Below are 20846 nucleotides of genomic sequence, written 5' to 3'. Positions count from 1 at the left end.
GGGTCCGCCGGCCGGCACGGGTGCGGCGGGCGGGCTCAGGGCCTGTCCGCCGGTTCAGGGTCTTACCGCCGGCTCAGGGCTTGCCGACGGGCTCGCCGCGCAGCACGGCGTCGGCCCACCCGGCCAGGCGCTCCCGGTTGATCTTCGAGTTGTGGCGGATGTCGGTGGGGAAGGTGGGGCTGATGAGGACGGCGGCGATGTCGGCGGCGAAGTGGCCGGCGACCGCTGTGCGCACCGCGTCCGTGAGCTCGAGGTCGGCGAGGCCGGGCTTCTGCCGGGCGCCGGCGGGTGCCTCGGCGTCGGGTTCGACGACGACGACCACGGCCTGGGTGCCGCGCGGGCCGACCCCGACGACCGCGGAGCGCAGCACGCCGGGCACCTCGTCGACGACCGCCTCGATGCCGCCGGGGCCGAGCGGGCCGTCCGCGGTGGTGAGGAGGTGCTGGAGGCGGCCCTCGAGCCACACCCGGCCCTCCGGGTCGATGTGCCCGATGTCGTTGGTGCGGTGCCACATGCGGCCGTCGAGCTCGTCGCGCTTGGAGTCCGCATCGGTGAGCCACAGCCGGTCGTATCCGGCCTTGGCGTGGGGCGCGGAGACGACGAACTCACCGAGCACGTCGACGGCCTCGGCCCCGGTGAGCAGGGTCGAGGAGGACCGGCCCGCGGCGTCGATCGGGGCGAGCGCGAGCGACACGCCCGGCACCGGGGTGCCTACGCAGACGCCGTGGTCGCGTGACTGCGCCGCGGCGGCAGCGACCCCGTGGCGGTCGATGTCGGTGAGCAGCAGGCCCTCGGTCATGCCGTAGGGGGAGTGGATCGCGGCGTTCGGGAACAGCTCGGCGAGCGCGTCCATGAGGCGCAGCGGCACCGGGGCGCCGGCCGACAGCACGAGCTCAACGGAGGCGCAGGCGCCGCGCTGCTCCGCGCTGAGCTCGCCGGCGGTCGCGCACACGTTGCGGTACGCGGCCGGGGAGGCGAAGACCATCGTGCAGTCGCCGGTGAGGATCGCGTCGGCGAGCGCGGTGGCGGTGAGCGTGCGCGGCTTCGTCACCGACATGTCCGGGGTGACGCTCGTGGCGCCGATCCCGGGTCCGAGCAGCGCGAACGGCGGGAATCCTGCGACCAGTCCGGAGCCGGGCTCCACGCCGAGGTGGTCGGCGAGCTTCCGGCCGAGCGCCCCGAGCCGCGCATGGGTGTAGCGCACGCCCTTGGCGGGGCCGGTCGAGCCGGAGGTGTAGAGGATCGCGGCGTCGTCGTCGGCGTCCGGGCGGGCCAGCGGGGCGCTCGGGACGGTGCGGGACAGCTCGGTGATGCTCGTCTCCACACCGAGCGCGGTCCGTTCGAGGGCGTCGAGCGGGCTGACGGAGATCCGGCGCCCGGGCCAGCCAGCGGTGCGGGCGAGCGTGAGGCCGGGGACCTGGCCGATGATCCACTGGGGGTCGGCGGCCTTGATCGCGCGGGTCATCCCGGCGACGCCGAGCCCGGCATCGGCGACGACAGCGACGCCGCCGGCACGGAGCACGGCGTAGAGCGCGGCGGTGAGGTTGTTGCCCGGCTGCACGAGCAGGGAGACCCGGTCGCCGGGGTGCAGCCCGAGGTCGCGCAGGCCGTGGGCGATCCCGTCGACCACGGCGGCGAGTTGGGCCCAGGTGACCGACTGCGGCGGCTGCTGGGACATGTCGACGCTCGCGATCGAGCGGTCGCCGGCGCGGGCGAGGAGCGCGTCGAACATCAGCGGCGAGTCGGTGGAGGACTGAGCGGCGGTGGGAGCCCCGGTGCCGGGGGCTTCCGTGTCCGGGGAGCCGGCGGCGGGGGACTCTGCCGCGGCTCCGGAGGCGGCATGAGTGCCGGCAGCGGCTCCGGAAGCGGCGTGCGTCGGATCCGCGGCCGGCGTCTCGGCGGCGGGGAAGCGGTTCTCGAGCCAGCGCAGTGCGAGCCCGGCGACGTCGGCGTCCTCAGACACGAGGTGGGAGGCCTTCTCGAAGCGGTGGATGTCCGCGTGCGGCAGGCGGCCGCGCAGGTCGCGGAGGTAGCGCTCGAGGAACACCGGGTCCTTGGGTCCCCAGATGAGGAGGGCGGGGACGTCGATGCCGGCGATGTCCGCGCCGAGCCGCTCGAGCTCCGCGCGGCTCGGGTGGGTGTCCTGCGCCGGGATGTCGGCGACGAAGGCGCCGATCCCGCGGCGGTCGGCCGCGGTCCGGTAGGGGGCGCGGAACGCCTCCTTGATCTCCTTGCGGATGGGGCCCTGGCCGAGGCCGAGCGTGATCCGCAGGAACAGGTCCGTGAGCACCGTCGAGGTCGGCAGCATCGGCCCGGCGAGCGCAGCCTGGAGAGGCGCCGGCAGGGGCGCGTCCTCGGGCTGGTGCACGGCGGTGTTGAGGCTGATCACGGCATCGACGAGATCGAGGTGCCGGGCGGCCCAGGTGAGCGACAGGACGCCACCCCAGTCGTGGCCGATGGTGACGATCAGGTGGTCGCCGGCGGGCGCGGTTCCGGCCTCCCGCGCGGGCGCCTCGGCGGCGGGGGAGCCGGCTGTGGGCGATGGGGTCGCGGGCTCAGTCGCGGCACCGGAGGCCGCGGCGGTGGCGGGCACCTCGGCGAGGAGGGTGCGGACGACGGCGTCGAAATCGGTGACGCGCTCGGCGATGCGGCGGTAGCCGGGCCCGTGGGTGGTCGGCAGCGCATCGTGTGCGAGCCGGTCGGAGAAGCCCATCTCGAGCTGGTCGGGGGCGATGACGCGCCAGGTGCGGCCGGTCGTCGAACGCAGGCTCGCCGCGGCGAGGCGGCGCCACAGGTAGGACCACGTGGGGTTGCCGTGGAGGGCGAGGATCGTCCCGGTGGGCTCGCGTCCGGCGGCCCGGAGCGCGGGCAGGGTGTCGAGCACGTGGAAGGTGTGCTCGCCGTCGACGGTGTCCGCGCGCACCAGCCGGGACCACTGCGGGTCCCATTCGGGGAGCGGACCGGGCAGGGCGGCGGGTGCGGCAGCGAACTTCACCAGACGATCTCCGTCATCGCCGTGTTGAGGCCGGAGCCCACGCCCACGCAGAGCACGCGCTCGCCGCGCTCGAGCTTCTCCGATTCGAGAGCCAGGGTGATCGGCAGGGAGGCCGGGCCGACGTTGCCGAGCTGCGGGTAGGTCTTCGGGATGCGCTGGGGATCGAGCTCTGCGGCGGTGGCCACCGACCTCATGTGGACGTCGGAGATCTGGTGCATGATGTAGCGGTCCATGCGCTGCCAGTCCCAGCCGTCGGCGAGCGCCTCGTGCCAGGCGGAGGTGACGAGTTCCATGCCGTTGTCGAGCAGCCCCTTGGTGTCGGTGAACATGCCGTCGAAGCCGCCCACGCAGAGCTCGTGGTTCCAGGTCGCACCGCGGGTCACCCCGCCGAGCACGCGGTGGCCCTCCGGGTGGCGGTCGGCCGGGCCGAGGACCGCGGCGGCGGCGCCGCAGCCCAGGGTCAGGGAGGCGAACTCGTTGAGGTACTCGTGCCGGGTGACGCCCGGGCGGGCGAGCCGCTCGACGGTGGCCCGCTGCACGCGCTGGGCGTCCTCGGCGGCGACGACCACGGCGTAGTCGAGCTGGCCGGAGTCGATCATCGTCGAGGCGACGGTCATCGCGTTGACGAAGCCCAGGCAGGCATTGGTGATGTCGAAGTTCATCGCCTGAGGGCCGAGGCCCATCTCGTGGTGGACGCGGGTGGCGACGGAGGGCTCGAGGTTCTCGCGGCTGACCGAGGCGTTGATCATCAGACCCACCTGGTCGGCGGAGATCCCGGCCTGCGCGAGGGCGGCGCGGCCGGCCTCGGCGGAGCCGGTGGCGAAGTCGCCGGGCTTCTCCCAGTTGCGGCGGGCGTGGACGCCGGCGACGCGCTGGAGGAGGCCCTTGGGGAGGCGGAGCTCCGCGAGGGTGTCCGCCAGGGTCTCGTCGAAGACCTCGGACTTCACTTCGATCGGTGCGGTGACCTCGGTGATCGAGAGGAGGGCGACGTTGTCATGTCGGAAAGTCGAGTTGCCGTTCAAGAGGGTCCGTTCGATGCAGGTGATGGTCGGGTGCGAGCCTCCCTCATCCTAATACCCCGGAGAACATGCTGGACACGGCGTTCGTTGAGACAATGGGCACTGCCGGAATCAGGGGCCTCGGAACGTGACCTGGACCACGCGCCGGCCGGATGCGGCGGCGGGAGGCAGGGCGGCGACGCGGGCCCAGCGGCGGACGTGGACGCGGGGGCGTAGCCTGGAGTGGGCTCGTCCCCGACCTCGGATCGAGCACATGCATCCCTCCTCCCGGCTGTTCTGGTTCTGAGCGATTCCTGTCAATATCGTCATCATCGCCCTCATCACCGTGGGCATCCTCGCCATCGACGAGGACGGCGGGGAGCAGGCGCCGGTCGCCGGAGGCGAGGCCGCTGCGACGGCCGAGGCCGGGCCCCGGGCGGACGAGGTCCAGCGGATCGAGTCGACCGCGCGGCGCGATGCCGAGGACCCCTACGCGCTCGGACAGGTCGATGCGCCGGTCGCGATGGTCGTCTACTCCGACGGCCAGTGCCCGTACTGCGCGCAGAACGCCGCGACGACGGAGAGCGCGCTCATCGAGCAGTACGTCAACGCCGGCACCCTGCGCATCGAGTGGCGGGACATGGACTTCTTCGGCGAGGACTCGAACCGCGCCGCGCGGGCGGCCTGGGCGGCGGGTCGGCAGAGCATGTACCGCGAGTACCACGGTGCGCTGTTCGGCGACGGCGAGCAGCTGGGCCCGGCCGATCTCACCGAGGAGGAGCTCGTCGCGGTGGCGGAGCAGTTCGGCCTGGACGAGGAGGCCTTCCGGGCGGACATGGAATCCGCCGAGGCCTCCGCCTGGGTCGAGGCGAACGTCGAGGAGGCGAGCTCGATCGGCGCCTTCAACACCCCGAGCTTCCTCATCAACGGCCAGCCCCTGGCCGGGGCGCTGCCGGCCGAGGAGTTCGAGGCCGCGATCGAGCTCGCCGCTGAGGCCGCGCCCTACGACCCGGCGGGCGGGGGCTCTGAATCGGGTCAGGATTCGGGTGCCGGGTCCGAACCGGCGTCCGAGGGCTGAGGTCGATCCGATGACCATCGGCATCATCGCGGCCTTCCTCGGAGGCGTGCTCGCCCTGCTCAGCCCGTGCGGCGCGCTCCTCGTCCCGGCGTTCTTCGCGTTCACCACCGCGGGCGCCGGCCGGCTCCTCCTGCGCACCGGGATCTTCCTCCTCGGCCTGCTCACGATCCTGCTGCCGATGGGAGCCGGTGCCGGTCTCATCGGCAGCCTGCTCACCGAGCACCGCTCGACCCTCATCCTCGTCTCCGGGGCCGTGCTCGTCGTCCTCGGGATCCTCCAGATCCTCGGGATCGGCTTCGACCTGGGCGCCCGCCTGCCCGGCGGTGCGCGTGCTGCGACGGCGAGCGCCGGTCCGCGGGGTGCCCGCCGGGACGCCGGGCGGTCCGGTACCGCCGGAGGCGCCGAACCCGCCGACCGGGCCGGGGGCGCCGGATCAGCCGATCGGGCCGGGGGCGTCCCGGGGCTGCTGAGCTCCTATGTGCTCGGCATCGTCTCGGGCGTCGCCGGGTTCTGCACCGGGCCCATCCTCGGCGCGGTCCTCACCATGGCGGCCTCGGCCGGCACCGCGGCATCCGGTCTGCTCCTGCTGTTCGTCTACGCCCTCGGGATCGCCGCTCCGATGCTCGTCATCGCCACGGTGTGGCAGCGGCTCGGCGCCTCCCGCCTGCGCTGGCTGCGCGGCCGCACGATCACCGTGGGCGGCCGGGAGTTCCACTCCACGCAGGTGATCGGCGGCCTCGTATTCATCGCCGTCGGCCTCGTCTTCATGCTGACCAACGGGCTCATCGGAGTCCCCGAGGTGCTCTCGATGACCGTCGCGTCGTGGCTGCAGTCCACCGTGCTCGGGCTGCCGGCCTGGGCGAACGTGCTCATCGGTGCGGCCCTCCTCGTGATCCTGTGGTTCGTCGTCCTCACCCCGCTCACCGCCCCGGGCCGGGCCTTGGGTTTCCCTGCCGGAGAGACCTGGGCCGATGCGGCACGGCGCAGCCGCCAGGGAGGACCTGCCGCAGCGACGGCTCCACGGAGCGGGCCGGGCAGTGCGGCTCGTGAGGACGAGACCGAAGGAGAGCCCGGTGCGGCTTACGACTCTCGCCGAGGTCGTGTTCGCCTCGCGCCGCGAGCGGCTGCGCGCCGAGCGCCGCCGCCGCTGACAGACACCACCGGGCCCGCGTGCGAGCACGGGCCGGCCCGCGCCTCGGCGACGGCTCCCCGCAGGTTTCCACCCGGCTCCCCGTCAGCGGTTCGCCGTGCCCGCACCGGCCCCTGCGCGGTCGGTGTGCGCGCAGGCCCCGCCGGGGACCCGGGCCGGGTAGGCTCGAGAGGATACGTGACCCTGCGCACGAGGCTGTGAGCAGGGCGGAAGTGAGAACCGGAGGAGTCGCCATGATGAACGCCCACGCCCACACCACCAGCGCTCTGCCGATCGCCGAGCAGGTCGTCCTCGTCACCGGCGGCGCCCGGGGACTCGGGGCCGCGGTCGTCAAGGCCTTCTTCCAGGAGGGCGCCGCGCTCGTCATCAACTACCGGCACAGCGCCGATGCCGCGCACGAGCTCGCCGAGGCGATCCGCGCCCGCGGCGGCCAGGCGCTCGCCGTCGAGGCCGATGTCACCGACTTCCGCGCCGTCGTGGCGATGTTCGATGCCGCCCGCGCGGAGTTCGACCGGCCGGTGTCCACGGTGATCAACAATGCGCTCGTCGACTTCTCCTTCAACGGCGACGAGCGCGACGGCGCCGACGAGATCTCCTACGCCTCGCTCGAGGCGCAGTACCGCGGCACGGTGGGCGGTGCGCTCAATGTCATCCAGGGTGCGATGAGCGGGTTCCGCGAGATCGGTTCGGGCCGGGTGGTCAACGTCGGCACGAACCTGTTCCAGAACCCCGTCGTGCCCTACCACGACTACACCGCGGCGAAGGCGGCCCTGCTGTCGCTCACCCGCACCTTCGCCAAGGACCTCGGCCCGGCCGGGGTGCGCGTGAACATGGTGTCCGGCGGGCTGCTGCGCACCACCGACGCCTCCTCGGCCACCCCGGCGGAGGTGTTCGACGCGATCGCGGCCGGCACGCCCCTGGGCCACGTCACCACGCCGGAGGAGTTCGCCTCGGCGATCACGTTCTTCGCCTCGCCCTCCTCCCGGGCCGTGACGGGGCAGAACCTCGTGGTCGACAACGGCCTCGTCATGGACTGAGCTGCGAGCTGTTCCGGGGCCGTCGCAGTGCGGTTCGTCCGGTTCCGGGGTCACCGCAGTGCGGTTTCCGGGCGTCGACCGCACTGGATCGACCGGGGAACCGCGTTCTGCGGCCGGCGGACGCCTGCCTGCCGGGTGTCGCCGGTGATCGTGTCCCGCCTCGCGCGGTCCGGTCAGCGCAGGTCGTCGAGGAAGGCGAGCACGCGGCGCCACATCAGGGCCGCGCTCGCCTCGTCGTACTCCGGGTTCGTCGGGTCGGCGAACAGGTGCCCGCTGCCCGGGTAGACGTAGTGCGCGGTCTGGGCGCCGGATTCGGCGGCGGAGCGGATGAGCCGCTGCGGCGCGCCCTCCTCGATCCACGGATCGCCGACACTGTGGTGGATCTCGAGCGGCACGTGGGGCTGCCAGCTCGTGGGCTTCGGCACCCCGCCGGCGTGGAACAGCAGGGAGCCCGCGGCGCGCGGGTCGCGCTTGCCCATCGACTGCGCCATCGCCGCGCCGAGCGAGAACCCGCCGAACACGAGCGGCCCCTCGAGCTCCTCGATGAGCGCCGAAGCGCGCCGGGCGAGCTCCGGGAAGCCCACCTCGTCGCGGTAGGCGATCCCCGGTTCGGTGGTCTCGAAGACGTGCCCGTCGTAGTAGTCGGGGGTATGGACGGTGTGCCCCGCATCGGTGAGGACGCGCGCCATGAGGCGGATGCCGTCGTTGAGGCCGACGGCGGAGTGGAAGAGAACGACAGTGGTCATGGCCTCATCCTCGCCCACGCCGCGGGCCCGCGCAACGGCGGTCGGCCCGGTCCGGCAGGACCCGGACGAGGAGCGGACCCGGCGCGGGAGGCGGGATGCGCACCGGGGCCGTCCGGGTCGTAGGCTGAGAGGAGGTCCGCACTGTCGCGGGCCGCAGCCCGGGCCGCCCGGCCCGGTGCCTGCGTCGGCACCGCCGGCGCCCACCGCCGCCGCATCGGAGGATCATGGCCGTCACCCGTCGCCTTCCGCGCTGGCAGGAGCTCGCCCCGCTCCTGCAGTTCGATCTCACCCTCAACCGTCGGCGTGCACGCCTGAGCCGGGTCGGGGACATCGCCGATCTCCGCGCGATCGCCCGCCGCCGCACGCCGCGGGCGGCCTTCGACTACGTCGACGGGGCGGCCGGGGCCGAGCGCACCCACCAGGGCAACCGCGCGGCCTTCGACGACCTCGTGCTCACCCCGGCGATCCTCGCCGGCAACGCCGAGGTCGACCTGTCGACGACGATCGCCGGCCGCCGGTCCGCTCTGCCGGTGGGGATCGCGCCCACCGGGTTCACCCGGATGATGCAGACGGAGGGCGAGGTCGCCGGGGTCCGCGCCGCCGAGCACGCCGGCGTGCCCTTCACCCTGTCGACCATGGGCTCGCGGTCCGTCGAGGACGTCGCCGCCGCGGCCCCGGCGGCCACGAAGTGGTTCCAGCTCTACCTGTGGCGCGACCACGAGGCGTCCCGCGCGCTCATCGAGCGGGCGTGGGCGAGCGGCTTCGAGACCCTGCTCGTCACCGTCGACACCGCGGTCGCAGGCCTGCGGCTGCGCGACACCCGCAACGGCATGACGGTGCCGCCCAAGCTCACCGCCGGCACGGTGCTCGACGCCTCGTACCGGCCGCAGTGGTGGTTCGACCTCCTCACCACGGACCCGCTGACCTTCGCCTCGCTGTCGGGCAGCACCTCGGACCTCGCCTCGCTCATCAACGGGATGTTCGACCCGACGCTGAGCATCGAGGACCTCGCCTGGATCCGGGAGATCTGGCCGGGGAGGCTGTTCGTCAAGGGCGTGCTCACCGCCGACGACGCCCGCCGCTCGCTCGACACCGGCGCCGACGGCCTGATCGTGTCCAACCACGGCGGCCGGCAGCTCGACAAGGCCCCGGTCACCCTCGACGCCCTGCCCGAGGTGCGGGCCGCCGCCGGGGACGACGTCGAGATCATGTTCGACTCCGGGATCATGACCGGATCCGATGTCATCGCCGCGCTCGCGCTCGGGGCGGGCTTCGCGCTCATCGGCCGCGCCTATCTCTACGGCCTCATGGCCGCCGGTGAGGCCGGGGTGCGCAAGGTGCTCGAGATCCTCGAGCGGGAGATGCGGGTGACGATGCAGCTGATGGGGGCGGCGGACCTGTCCGAGCTCACCCCGGAGATGGTGCGCCGGATCGAGAGGTGAGGGCGCCTCGGCGGGGGACGCCGGCACCTGAACGCCTGAGCCACGACGACGGCCGCCGACCCGTGAGGGGTCGGCGGCCGCCGGGGCACTCAGCGAGGAGTGCCGCGGGATTCTTCCCGCTGCGGGCCTCAGCCCGCGGTGGAACTCAGTACATCGCGTGCTGGCCGCCGTCGATCGGGATGACGGTGCCGTTGATGAACCCGGCGTCCTCGCTGAGGAGGAAGCTCACCAGGCCGCCGACCTCCTCCGGCTTGCCGAAGCGCTTCATCGGGTTGACCGACACGAACTGCTCGCCGGCGGACTCCCAGTTGTCGGGATCCATCTGCTTGAGCGAGTTCTCGACCATCGCGGTCATGATCGCGCCCGGGGCGATCGCGTTGATCCGGATGCCGAACTGGCCGTATTCGCGGGCGGAGTTGCGGGTGAGGCCGATGACGCCGTGCTTCGAGGCCGCGTAGCCCGACTGGTTGCCGACGCCGCGGATGCCGCCGACGGAGGCGGTGTTGACGATCGAGCCGAAGCCCTGCTCGCGCATCTGCTTGAGGACGTGGGCCATGCCCTGGAACACGCCGTTGAGGTTGACGGCGATGACCTTGGCGAACTCCTCGGCGCCGAAGTCCTCGGTGAGGTTCTGCTTGCCCTCGATGCCGGCGTTGTTGAAGAAGCCGTCGATCTTGCCGAACTTCGCCACCGTCGCGTCGACGTACTTCTTGACGTTCTCCTCGCGGGTGACGTCTGCGGTGATGACCTCGACCTGCACCTGCGGGGCGGCGTCGAGGACGAGCTGCTTCGTCGCTTCGAGCCCCTCGGCGTTGAGGTCGACGAGGACGAGCTGGGCGCCCTCGGCGGCGAGACGCTCCGCGACCGCCTGGCCCAGACCGGATCCGGCACCGGTGATGATGATGGACTTGCCTGCATAGCGATCGGTCATGTCGAATCACTCCTCGAGAATCGGGATCGGGCGGCCGTGGTGTCGCCCTCCACCAGGGAGAACCGATTCCCGGGTCCGCGTGTTCCCGGCCGGTAGGTCTGTCGCATCACACCTCGCTCGTCCCGCTCGCGCCGGACCGGTGGCCTCAGCGGAAGACCCCGAAGGCCCCCAGGATGAACCAGAGGAGCAACAGGCCCATGAAGGTGTACGCGGTGGTGATCTGATTGGCCTCGGTTCTGCTGGCCTCGAACGCGCGCGACCATCGATCCCAGTACGACAGCGGCGGATCCGGTGTCGTCGGATCAGCGGGATCGGGCCCCGGCTCCTCATCTCCGGGCCCTCGCCGGACGGTCGGGTCGGATTGTGGTGGCGGCTCTACGGTCGCGGGCTCACCGCCGGGAGCCGGAGCAGGCTCGTCGGAGGGGACCGAGGACTCGGCTTCGGTGTTCGGCGGAAATACCGGTCCGGGCCCCGCGGCCGGGAGACCGATGGAGTCGAAGGACGGCGGCTCCGGGAACGAGGTGGAGACCTCGAAGGGATCCGATTCGTCGTTCTTCTCGTTCATCGCGGCAGACCTCCTCTGATCGCTCGGTTCCACGCTACGAGCGATCGACCGAGCGCTGCACGCGGATCTGCTCCGATGTCGGAAAGTGCTGTGGCCGTCCGGTCGCACGCCACCCACCTGCGCGCACGCCGCGGCTAGACTGCGAGACGATGCTGACCACGCCCGAGGTGCCCGCCCGGAACCGGCCCCTGCCCCGTCGCGGGGTCCGCCGGTGAGCACCCCCGTCATCCTCATCGCGCTCGCCGCGATCCTCGTCGGCGCGGTGCTCCAGCGGCTGTCCGGCACCGGGGTGGGGCTCGTCGTCGCTCCCGTGCTCGCACTGCTGCTGGGACCGGCGCTCGGCGTGTTCATGACGAACGCGACGACGATCGTCTCCGGCTTCCTCATCATGCTCGCCGTCATCCGTGAGGTCGACTGGAAGCGCTACCTGATCTTCGCCCCCACCGCGCTGCTCGGCGCGGTCCCCGCCGCGCTCCTCGTCCGCGAGCTCGACGCCGCCTGGCTCAACATCGTCATCGGTGGCGTCGTGCTGCTCGCCCTCGGCCTGACCTTCGGGATGCCGCGGGTGCCGCACGTGCAGTCGCCGGCACTCACCGGGACGGCGGGGTTCGTGGGCGGGTTCCTCAACACGAGCGCCGGGGTCGCCGCACCTGCGATGGTCATCTACTCGCGGTTCGCCCGCTGGGACCAGCGCTCCTTCGCCGCCACCATGCAGCCGACCTTCATGACGATGGGGATCTTCTCCGTCGGGACGAAGGTCGCCGTCGGGGCCACGACCTTCGATCAGCTGCCGCCCTGGCAGCTGTTCGGGGCGATCGTCGTCACCGTGGTCCTCGGGATCCGGATCGGCGGATGGCTCTCCCGGCGCGTCCCGACGCACGTCGCTCGGCGGCTCGCGATCACGCTCGCCGGTGCCGGCGGTGCGGTGGCGCTCGTGCGCGGCATCCTCATGCTCTGACCGGTCATCTGTGGTGAATCTGTCTCTCGGTGCGGTCGCGGCACGCCGAGGTGCGATTCCGGGACGGTGCGGTGCGGTGCTGCCGCGGAACGGCGCGGCGACCCGTCGCCGCGATGGATCAGAGCACCCCGAAGATCTGCTCCAGGATGAAGACGATGATCGACCCGAGCACGGCCCACATCACGAACTCGACGAACGACAGCTTCCGCTCACCCGGCCGGTCCCGTTCCGCTTGGGGGATGTGCCGACGGCCGTCCGGGTGTCGGAGCGGGACCTTCGCCGGCTTCCGACCGGACCCGACCGCGGGCGAGGCGGGATCCGGGTCCTGAGCCGACTCCCGGATGCGCGGCTCCCGGGCCAGCGCGGAGAAGTCCGGGAGCACGGGCTCGGCCCGGCCCCCGGAGGCCGCCGCAGCGGCCGGCTCCGGAGAGAGCACCTCGGATGCCGAGGCGACCGGACCGGGGTCCGGGGCAGGTGCCTCGGGCCCGGGCGACGGGACCGGCGGGTGCGGGCGTCGGAACTCGGCGAAGGACACCGGCTCCGGGAACGCGCTCGTCACCTCGAACGGGTCGGTCGCATCCGCCGAGGGCCGATCGTCGTCACCCCGGCGTGCGCCCGGCGCGCCGCTCACCCCTCGAGCGCCCCGCGCATGCGCTCGAGCACCTCGGGATCCTCGATCGTCGAGGGGACGACGACGTCGGAGCGGTGGTCGGCGATCTCTCGCATGGTCTTGCGGAGGATCTTGCCGGAGCGGGTCTTCGGCAGCGCGGGCACGATGTCGACCCGCTTGAGGGCGGCGACCGGGCCGACCTCGCTGCGGACGAGCGTGACGAGCTCCCCGGCGAGCGCCTCGGCATCGGTGTCCGCCCCGTCGGCGAGCACGACGAAGGCGCGCGGCACCTGGCCCTTCGTCTCGTCGTGGACGCCGATCACCGCGCACTCGGCGACCGCCGGGTGGGCTGCGATCGCGGCCTCCATGGTGCCGGTGGACAGGCGGTGCCCGGCGACGTTGATGACGTCGTCCGTGCGACCCATGACGTAGACGTAGCCGTCCTCGTCGAGGTAGCCGCCGTCGCCGGTGAGGTAGTACCCCTCGAACGCGGAGAGGTAGGAGGAGACGAAGCGCTCGTCGTCGCCCCACACCGTAGCCATGGTGCCCGGTGGCAGCGGCAGGCGGATGACGACGAGGCCGTCCTGCCCGGCCGGCACGGGTTCGCCGCCGGCATCGACGATCTCCACCTGGTACCCCGGCACCGGCTTGGTGGGCGAACCGGCCTTGAGCGGGAAGCGGTGCAGCCCGATCGGGTTCGTGGCGATCGGCCAGCCGGTCTCCGTCTGCCACCAGTTGTCGATGACCGGGATGTCGCGGCCGGTGGCTGCGGCGAGCTTCTCGGTCGTCCAGGCGTAGGTGTCCGGGTCGAGCCGCTCGCCGGCGAGGAACCAGGCGCGGACGCTCGACAGGTCGTACTGCTGCATGAACGCGCCGTCCGGGTCCTCCTTGCGGATCACGCGCATCGCGGTCGGGGCTGCGAAGAAGACGTTCGCGCGATGCTCGGAGACCACGCGGAAGAACGTCGAGGCGTCCGGGGTGCCGATCGGCTTGCCCTCGAACAGGACCGTGGTGACACCACCGATGAGCGGGGCGTAGACGATGTAGCTGTGCCCGACGACCCAGCCGACGTCCGAGGCGGTGAACATCGTGTCCCCGGGGTGGAGGTCGAACAGGTTCGGCAGGGACCAGGCGAGCGCCGTGGCGTACCCGCCGGAGTCGCGCACGATCCCCTTGGGCCTGCCGGTCGTGCCCGAGGTGTAGAGCACGTAGAGCTCGTCGGTCGCCTTGACCGGGGTGCAGGGCGCGCCCTCCGGGGTGGCGTCCATGAGCTCGGCGTAGTCGAGGTCGCGGCCCTCGACCAGCGTGCAGGGGTGCTGCGGGCGCTGGACGATGACGGTGAACTCCGGGCGCGCCTCGGCGAGCTCGAGCGCGCGGTCGAGCAGCGGCTTGTACTCGATGACCCGGCTGCGCTCGATCCCGCACGAGGTGGAGATCACGGCCTTCGGGGCGGTGTCGTCGATCCGGACGGCGAGCTCGTGGGCGGAGAAGCCGCCGAACACGACCGAGTGGACGGCCCCGAGGCGCGCGCAGGCGAGCATGCTGATGACCGCCTCGGGGATCATCGGCATGTAGATGATCACCCGGTCGCCCTTGCCCACCCCGCGGTCCGCGAGCACCCGGGCGAAGCGTGCGGTGAGCTCGGTGAGCTCGGCGTAGGTGTAGGTGCGCACGGTGTCGGTGACCGGGGAGTCGTAGACGAGCGCGGCGTCGTCCCCGCGGCCGGCGATGACGTGGCGGTCGAGCGCGTTGTAGCAGACGTTGAGCTCGCCGTCGGGGGGAACCAGCGGTAGATCGGGGCGCGGCTGTCGTCGAGCGCGCGGGTGGGCGGCGTGGTCCAGTCGATGAGCCCGGCGGCTTCGAGCCAGAAGCCCTCCGGGTCCTCGGCCGCGCGGGCGGCGGCCCGGGTGTACGGGTCGGCGGGCGGGTGATCGCCGGTGGGTGCCTGCTCGCCGGTGGTGGGCTGCTGATCGCGCGGGGTTCCGGGGTGGGTCATGGTGCGTCCTTCTGTGGGGCCCGCAGCAGTGGGGGCGCGGCCGGCGACGGTACCTGCGTCCCACCATTGTGGACCCGATCACACCGATGCGGCAGTCCCGACCCCGGCGTCGTGGAATCGGACACAGGCCGAGGCGCCCGCCGGCGGGGATGCCGGAGGGCGCCTCGGGAGGGGTGCCGGTGCCGGGTGCTTGGGGAGGAGTGCTGCGGGACGGGCCGCTCGGGCGGTGGCGCCGGGGGCGGGGCGTCAGAACAGGAAGACGGGGAACCAGAAGCCGTTGAGCAGCGTGAGCCCGCCGACCACCCCGGCGACGACGAAGGCGATCGTCCGGTTCTCCGCGTAGCCGTGGAGCTCGCGGCCCTCGGCGTCGCGGGTGCTGTTCGTCAGCAGGAGGATCGCGTCGATGATCCACCACACGCCGAAGCCGCCGAGGGTGACGAGCTTGAGCACGCCGGTGCCGATCTTCCCCAGGTAGAACCGGTCGACGCCGAAGCTGCCGACGAGGATCGACAGGAGTGCCGCGGTGAGGAACGAGCGCTGACCGTGGTGGTCCCGGGCGCCGACCGTCCCGGGGGTGGGCTGGAACCCGGCGCCCGGGTGGGTCTGCGGCAGCGGATGGTGGGTGACGCGCCCCTCGGGCCCGCCGGCGGTGTACATGGTGTGGATCCGCTCCGCGTCGCCGTCGAAGGCATCGTGGCCGGCGGGGCCGGCTCCGGCGGGAGGGGTGGCGCGGGGGTGGGGGTCGACGGAGGGAGGGAAGGTCGGGGTGTTCATCGGAGCTCCTCGAATCGGGTGGGGATCCGGGGCGATCTCCCGGTTCCTCGTGCTTCGATTCTTCTCCGTGCGCCGCGCGCGGGCACTGGGGCTTCCCCTACTCGGGGGTGCGGGAAGCCGCTCGGATCACGGGGCCGGGCGCGAGGTGCGAGGCGCGGGCAGGGCGTCGACCTGGCGGACCCGGGCCACGCGCCAGGTGCGAGGTGGGCGCGGGGTCGGCGCCGGCTGCGGGCCCGCCCGGCGCCTGGTTGAGACAGCAATATCCTGCGGATCCGTTCTCAGGAACCACAGGATATTGCTGTCTGGCAGGGGCGGGGGTGTCAGATCTTGTTGCGGCTGACGAGCTGCTTGGCGATGACGCCGAGCTGGATCTCGTTCGTGCCCTCGCCGACGATCATGAGCGGGGCGTCGCGGTAGTAGCGCTCGACCTCGTACTCCGTCGAGTAGCCGTAGCCGCCGTGCACGCGGATCGCGTCGAGCGCGACCTCGGCGGCCATCTCCGAGGCGAAGTACTTCGCCATCCCGGCCTCCATGTCCACGCGCTCACCGGAGTCGTAGGTGCGGGCGGCGTGGAGGACGAGCTGGCGGGCGGCCTCGAGCTTCGTCGCCATCGTCGCCAGGTGGTTGCCCACCGACTGGTGCTTCCAGATCGGCTTGCCCATCGACTCGCGCTCCTGCGCGTACTTCACCGCGTCGTCGAGCGCGGCCTGGGCCACGCCGAGCGAGCGGGAGGCCACCTGGATACGGCCGATCTCCAGGCCCTTCATCATCTGCTTGAAGCCCACGCCCTCGGTGCTGCCGAGCAGCTGGGACTGCGGCAGGCGCAGCCCGTCGAAGGAGATCTCGCAGCTCTCCACACCCTTGTAGCCGAGCTTGGGGAGGTCCTGCGAGATGCTGAAGCCCTCGCCCTTCTCCACGAGGATGATCGAGATGCCCCGGTGACGGGGCTCGGCCTCCGGGTCGGTCTTGCACAGCAGCGCGAGGAGGTCGGACTTCCGCGCGTTGGTGATCCAGGTCTTGGTGCCGTTGATGACGTAGTCGTCGCCGTCCTTCTTCGCCACGGTGCGCATGGCCTGGAGGTCGGAGCCGCCGCCGGGCTCGGTGAGCGCCATGGTCGCGCGGATCTCACCGGTGGCCATGCGCGGCAGGTACTTCTCCTTCTGCTCGTCCGTACCGAACTCGAGGATGAGCTTGGAGACGACGGTGTGGCCGCCCATCGCGCCGGCGAGCGACATCCAGCCGCGTGCGAGCTCCTGGGTGATGTGGACGTAGGCCTCGGTGGAGACCTTGCCGAAGCCCCAGGGCTCGGGGATCGCGAGCCCGAAGATTCCCATCTCCTTCATCTGCTCGATCCACTGGGTCGGGTACTCGTTGGCGTGCTCGACCTCGTTGACGGTGGGCCGGACGTCGCGGTCGATGAAGTCCGCGACGGTCGTGATCATCATCGTCTCTTCGCTGCTGATGGTCATGGGAGCTCCTTACGGGGTGGGGTTCGGTAATCGGTCTGGGCGGTGGTGCAGAGGTCAGATCAGGGTGCCGTCCTGAGCCGCGGTGCGGGTGCGGCCGAGCGACAGGCCGGCGTCGCGGGTGCGGGCGAAGAAGTCGGTGCCCTTGTCGTCGACGACGACGAAGGCGGGGAAGTCCTCGACCCGGATGCGCCACACGGCCTCCATCCCGAGGTCGGCCATGTCGAGCACCTCGACCTCGGTGATGCATTCCGCGGCGAGCCGGGCGGCCGGGCCGCCGACGGATCCCAGGTAGAACCCGCCGTGCTCGCGGCAGGCCTCGGTGACCTCGGCGGATCGGTTGCCCTTGGCGAGCATGACGAGCGAGGCGCCGGCTGCCTGGAAATCGCGCACGTAGGCGTCCATCCGGCTCGCGGTGGTGGGGCCGAAGGAGCCGCTCGGCATGCCCTCGGGCGTCTTCGCCGGGCCCGCGTAGTACACGGGGTGCTCGCGGAAGTAGGCGGGCAGCTCCTGGCCGGCCTCGAGCATCGCGCGGAGCCGGGCGTGGGCGATGTCGCGGGCGACGATCATCGTGCCGGTGAGCGACAGGCGGTCGCCGACTGCGCGGGCGGAGAGATCGGCGCGGATCGCGTCCATCGGCCGGTCGATGTCGATCGGGGTGACCTCTCCGGACTCGATCTCCTCCACGGTGCCGGCGGCCGGCAGGAAGCGGGCAGGGTCGTGCTCGAGCTCCTCGATGAATACCCCGTCGGCGTCGATCCGGGCGACGAGCTGGCGGTCGGCCGAGCAGCTCACCGCGATCGCCACCGGCAGGGAGCCGTTGTGGCGCGGCAGCCGCACGACGCGGACGTCGTGGCAGAAGTGCTTGCCGCCGAACTGCGCGCCGAAGCCGAGCGTCTGCGTCAGCCGCAGCACCTTCTCCTCGAAGGCGCGGTCGCGGATGCCGTGGCCGGTCGCGGCATCGCCGGTCTCCGGCAGGGTGTCGAGGGCGTGGGCGCTGGCGAGCTTCGCGGTCTTGAGCGCGGCCTCCGCAGTCGTCCCGCCGATGACGATCGCGAGGTGGTACGGCGGGCAGGCCGCGGTGCCGAGCGAGGAGATCTTCTCCGCGAGGAAGTCGAGCAGACGCTGCTCGTCGAGGATCGCCTTCGTCTCCTGGTAGAGGAAGGACTTGTTCGCGCTGCCGCCGCCCTTGGCCATGAACAGGAGCTCGTAGCCGCCGTGCGCGTCGAGCCCGATGTCGATCTGCGCCGGCAGGTTGGTGCCGGTGTTCGTCTCCTCGAACAGGGAGAGCGGAGCGAGCTGCGAGTAGCGGAGGTTGAGGTCGCGGAAGGCGGCGTGCACCCCGCGGCTCAGGTGCTCGGCATCCGCACCGTCGGTGAGGACCTCCGCACCGCGCTTGGCGGTGATGATCGCGGTGCCGGTGTCCTGGCACATCGGCAGCACCCGGCCGGCGGACACGACGGCGTTCTTGAGCAGGTCGAGGGCCACATAGCGGTCGTTGTCGCTCGACTCCGGGTCGTCGAGGATGCGGCGCAGGCTCGCCAGGTGGTCGGTCCGCAGGAAGTGCGCGATCTCGGTGAAGGCGGTGCGGGCGAGCTCGGAGAACACCTGGGGGGCGATGGTGAGGAATGTGCGCTCGGTGCCGGCCACCTCGGCGCGGGCGATGCCCACCCCGTCGATGTCCAGCCGCCGCATGGGCACCTCGGCGGGCCCGGTCGGCAGGATCTCCGAGTACCGGAAGGAGGCGGTCGGGGTGCTCATCAGACCGTGCCCTCGGCGTGGAGGGCGGCGATCTGCTCGGGCGTCCGGCCGATCCCGGCGAGGATCGTGTCGCTGTGCTCGCCGACGGCGGGGATCGGGTCCATCCGGTATTCGACGCCGGACATCGTCACCGGCGGCAGCACCGCCTCGATCGGTCCTGCCGGGGTGTCGATGGAGGTCCAGCGGCCGCGGTCGACGAGCTGGGGGTGCGCGGCGACCTCGGACATGTCGCGCTGCCGGGCGTGGGCGACCTGTGCTTCGAGGAGGAGCTTCTCGCACTCGTCCCCGGTGTACCCGGCGAACACCTCGTCGATCACGGCCTCGAGCTCCTCGCGATGGGCGAAGCGCTGGGCGGCGCGGTCGAAGCGCGGATCGAGTGCGATCTCGGGGCGGCCGAGCACGGTCTCGCAGAACCGCTGCCATTCGCGCTCGTTCTGGATCGCGAGCACGACCTGGGCGCCGTCGCCGCACGCGAACGTGCCGTAGGGGGCGATCGCCGCGTGCGAGGTGCCCGCCCTCACCGGCCGCGAGCCGCCGTAGCGGGTGAAGTAGAGCGGGAAGCCCATCCACTCGACGAGCGAGTCGAACAGGCTGACCTCGAGCGCGGCGCCCTCACCGGTGCGCTCGCGGGTGTAGAGCGCGGTGAGGATGCCGGAGTAGGCATACATGCCGGCGGAGATGTCGGCGGTGGAGATACCTGTCTTCGCCGGGAACTCCTCCGTCCCGGTGACGGACACGAGGCCGGCCTCGGACTGCACGAGCGCGTCGTAGGCCTTGGCGGTGCGGTAAGGGCCGTCGGAGCCGTAGCCGGACACGGAGACGTGGATGAGGCGCGGGTTGAGCTCGCGCAGGCGCTCGGCTCCGAGGCCCAGGCGCTCGGCGGCACCGGGGGCGAGGTTCTGGACGAACACGTCGGCCTCGCGGGCGAGGTCGTCCATGATCCCGGCGGCCTCCGGGGCCTTGAGGTCGAGGCCGAGGCTCTCCTTCGACCGGTTGAGCCATACGAAGTGGCTCGACTGGCCGTGCACCGTGGTGTCGTAGCCGCGGGCGAAGTCTCCGACGCCGGGCCGCTCGATCTTGATGACGCGGGCGCCGAGGTCGGCGAGCTGGCGAGTGGCGAACGGGGCGGCGACGGCCTGTTCGCAGCTGACGACGGTGATGCCTGCGAGCGGGAGCTCGGTGGTCATAATCCCTCCACGATGAGGATCGGCGGTGCGGTTGGGCCGGATGCGGTGCCCTGCCGGACCCGCGGCCCGGCGGTGGTGCGGTGCACGGATGAGCGGCGCCGGGGCGCGGATCGCGCCTGCGAGACGACGAGACGGTCCGACCCACTTGAAGACATGATTCCACAGATGATGCATGATTCCAAGACAGATGTCTCAGAACTACCGAAACGAGGTAGCGAAGGGTAGGATCGAGGGGTGTGCGCACGCGCACGGGGCGGGTTTCATATCGTCCGTCCTCGATCATCCATTCTTCCTGCGGAGGTCACCGGTGACCGCAACCCGAGGTGCAGCCCCGGCTGCGACGAAGCGCGATGTCATCATCGCTGGTCTGCGGCGCCGGATCCTCGCCCGCGAGCTCGAGCGGGGTGCCCGGCTGCGCCAGGACGAGGTCGCCGAGTGGTTCGACTCGTCGATCACCCCGGTGCGCGAGGCCCTGCGTGCCCTCGAGGCCGAAGGGCTGGTGACCTCGGAGGCACACCGCGGTGTGCGCGTCGCCGGTGTGCGGATGGAGAACCTCAAGGCGCTCTACATCACTCGGCGCCTCACCGAGGCCTATGCCATGGAGCGCGCCACCCCGCGGATCTCGAGGCACGAGCTGCGCACGGCCGAGCGCCTCCTCGACGAGCTCGACGAGGCCTCCGCGGCCGGCGATGCGGCGGCCCGGAACGCGAAGAACATGGAGTTCCACTTCTTCTTCTACGACCGCTGCGGGCTGCCCGGGCTGCGCGACGACATCGAGGCGCGCTGGCACGCCTTCCCCTGGGATCTCACGCTCGACAGCGCCGAGCGGCTCAGTGACGTCAAGGGCGAGCACCTCGCGATCGTCGAGGCGGTGCGGGCCGTGGATCCGGCCGCCGCCGCGCGCACGGTGAGCGAGCACATCGCGCACGGGTTCCTCAGCCTCGCCGCGCAGGTGTCCGGCGGGCCCGTCGAGGATCCCTTCGACATCGACGTCGACTGAAACAGCAATTTCCGAAGGTTTCTGACCTTGGTGTCAAGGGGTTGTTGCAACGAGGTGTTCGTTCAGGGCTTGAGCTGGGGTTTTCCATTTCAGAGTCTTGCGGGGGCGGGCATTGAGCTCGGCGGCGACAGCATCGAGCTCGGCCTGGCTGA

Annotated in this window: 16 protein-coding genes and 2 pseudogenes; 6 read left to right on the top strand and 12 right to left on the bottom strand. The window is 71.9% G+C overall.

Annotated features, from left to right (window positions below):
• Window positions 1-73: 73 nt before the first annotated feature.
• Both MTQ12_RS03635 and MTQ12_RS03630 read right to left on the bottom strand, forming a co-directional pair.
• A complete protein-coding gene (locus tag MTQ12_RS03635) occupies window positions 74-2995 on the bottom strand; it encodes an alpha/beta fold hydrolase (protein ID WP_247424036.1) in 2922 nt (973 codons plus the stop codon).
• On the bottom strand, window positions 2992-4017 hold the full coding sequence (locus MTQ12_RS03630) for a 3-oxoacyl-ACP synthase III (protein WP_247424033.1): 1026 nt from the start codon (window positions 4015-4017) through the stop codon (window positions 2992-2994). Before MTQ12_RS03630 ends, MTQ12_RS03635 begins: the two co-directional genes overlap by 4 nt.
• Before the next feature lie 322 nt (window positions 4018-4339).
• Between MTQ12_RS03630 and MTQ12_RS03625 the strand changes: the two genes are divergently transcribed.
• The 3 genes from MTQ12_RS03625 to MTQ12_RS03615 are packed head-to-tail and all read left to right on the top strand — an operon-like array spanning window position 4340 to window position 7258.
• Window positions 4340-5071: a thioredoxin domain-containing protein gene (locus MTQ12_RS03625; RefSeq protein ID WP_247424030.1), complete on the top strand. Its 732-nt coding sequence runs from the start codon at window positions 4340-4342 to the stop codon at window positions 5069-5071.
• 10 nt (window positions 5072-5081) lie between these two features.
• Window positions 5082-6422 carry a cytochrome c biogenesis CcdA family protein gene (locus tag MTQ12_RS03620; protein ID WP_247424028.1) on the top strand — a complete coding sequence of 447 codons (1341 nt, stop codon included), beginning with the start codon at window positions 5082-5084 and terminating at the stop codon, window positions 6420-6422.
• A 32-nt stretch (window positions 6423-6454) separates the two neighbouring features.
• Window positions 6455-7258 carry a 3-oxoacyl-ACP reductase gene (locus MTQ12_RS03615; RefSeq protein ID WP_247424026.1) on the top strand — a complete coding sequence of 268 codons (804 nt, stop codon included), beginning with the start codon at window positions 6455-6457 and terminating at the stop codon, window positions 7256-7258.
• 173 nt (window positions 7259-7431) lie between these two features.
• Here the strand turns inward: MTQ12_RS03615 and MTQ12_RS03610 are convergent, their stop codons facing one another.
• Window positions 7432-8004: a dienelactone hydrolase family protein gene (locus tag MTQ12_RS03610; protein WP_137318675.1), complete on the bottom strand. Its 573-nt coding sequence runs from the start codon at window positions 8002-8004 to the stop codon at window positions 7432-7434.
• A 224-nt stretch (window positions 8005-8228) separates the two neighbouring features.
• Between MTQ12_RS03610 and MTQ12_RS03605 the strand changes: the two genes are divergently transcribed.
• Entirely contained in the window at window positions 8229-9446 is a 1218-nt protein-coding gene (locus MTQ12_RS03605) for an alpha-hydroxy acid oxidase (protein WP_247424024.1), read from the top strand.
• Between the two features lie 145 nt (window positions 9447-9591).
• On the opposite strand, the gene MTQ12_RS03600 is transcribed toward MTQ12_RS03605, so the two are convergent.
• Both MTQ12_RS03600 and MTQ12_RS03595 read right to left on the bottom strand, forming a co-directional pair.
• Window positions 9592-10377 (bottom strand): glucose 1-dehydrogenase, encoded by a 786-nt coding sequence (locus MTQ12_RS03600; protein WP_247424022.1) that lies wholly within the window; start codon window positions 10375-10377, stop codon window positions 9592-9594.
• 145 nt (window positions 10378-10522) lie between these two features.
• Window positions 10523-10942 carry a hypothetical protein gene (locus tag MTQ12_RS03595; RefSeq protein ID WP_247424020.1) on the bottom strand — a complete coding sequence of 140 codons (420 nt, stop codon included), beginning with the start codon at window positions 10940-10942 and terminating at the stop codon, window positions 10523-10525.
• Window positions 10943-11153: 211 nt separating this feature from the next.
• Between MTQ12_RS03595 and MTQ12_RS03590 the strand changes: the two genes are divergently transcribed.
• On the top strand, window positions 11154-11900 hold the full coding sequence (locus tag MTQ12_RS03590) for a sulfite exporter TauE/SafE family protein (RefSeq protein ID WP_247424017.1): 747 nt from the start codon (window positions 11154-11156) through the stop codon (window positions 11898-11900).
• A 118-nt stretch (window positions 11901-12018) separates the two neighbouring features.
• On the opposite strand, the gene MTQ12_RS03585 is transcribed toward MTQ12_RS03590, so the two are convergent.
• The 6 genes and pseudogenes from MTQ12_RS03585 to MTQ12_RS03560 all read right to left on the bottom strand — a co-directional run bounded on the left by MTQ12_RS03585 (window position 12019) and on the right by MTQ12_RS03560 (window position 19694).
• Window positions 12019-12531, bottom strand: coding sequence for a hypothetical protein (locus MTQ12_RS03585; RefSeq protein WP_247424015.1), 513 nt, complete (start codon window positions 12529-12531; stop codon window positions 12019-12021).
• Window positions 12528-14506, bottom strand: a pseudogene (locus tag MTQ12_RS03580) (acetate--CoA ligase). The gene MTQ12_RS03585 and the pseudogene MTQ12_RS03580 overlap by 4 nt, the downstream one beginning before the upstream one ends.
• Before the next feature lie 246 nt (window positions 14507-14752).
• Window positions 14753-15280 carry a TM2 domain-containing protein gene (locus MTQ12_RS03575; protein ID WP_247424013.1) on the bottom strand — a complete coding sequence of 176 codons (528 nt, stop codon included), beginning with the start codon at window positions 15278-15280 and terminating at the stop codon, window positions 14753-14755.
• Between the two features lie 320 nt (window positions 15281-15600).
• Window positions 15601-16749, bottom strand: coding sequence for an acyl-CoA dehydrogenase family protein (locus MTQ12_RS03570; protein WP_247424011.1), 1149 nt, complete (start codon window positions 16747-16749; stop codon window positions 15601-15603).
• Window positions 16750-16803: 54 nt separating this feature from the next.
• Window positions 16804-18507: a FumA C-terminus/TtdB family hydratase beta subunit gene (locus tag MTQ12_RS03565; protein WP_247424009.1), complete on the bottom strand. Its 1704-nt coding sequence runs from the start codon at window positions 18505-18507 to the stop codon at window positions 16804-16806.
• Window positions 18507-19694, bottom strand: coding sequence for a CaiB/BaiF CoA-transferase family protein (locus MTQ12_RS03560; RefSeq protein WP_247424008.1), 1188 nt, complete (start codon window positions 19692-19694; stop codon window positions 18507-18509). The genes MTQ12_RS03565 and MTQ12_RS03560 overlap by 1 nt, the downstream gene beginning before the upstream one ends.
• 307 nt (window positions 19695-20001) lie before the next feature.
• Between MTQ12_RS03560 and MTQ12_RS03555 the strand changes: the two genes are divergently transcribed.
• The gene (locus MTQ12_RS03555) at window positions 20002-20694 is read left to right on the top strand and encodes a GntR family transcriptional regulator (RefSeq protein WP_247424005.1); all 693 of its coding nucleotides are present in this window, start codon (window positions 20002-20004) and stop codon (window positions 20692-20694) included.
• 33 nt (window positions 20695-20727) lie between these two features.
• On the opposite strand, the pseudogene MTQ12_RS03550 reads toward MTQ12_RS03555, so the two are convergent.
• Window positions 20728-20846, bottom strand: a pseudogene (locus tag MTQ12_RS03550) (IS30 family transposase); the annotation flags it as partial.

It is taken from the genome of Brevibacterium sp. R8603A2 (assembly GCF_023072605.1).
Taxonomy (GTDB): domain Bacteria; phylum Actinomycetota; class Actinomycetes; order Actinomycetales; family Brevibacteriaceae; genus Brevibacterium; species Brevibacterium pityocampae.
This window is presented reverse-complemented; position numbering and strand designations above follow the sequence as displayed.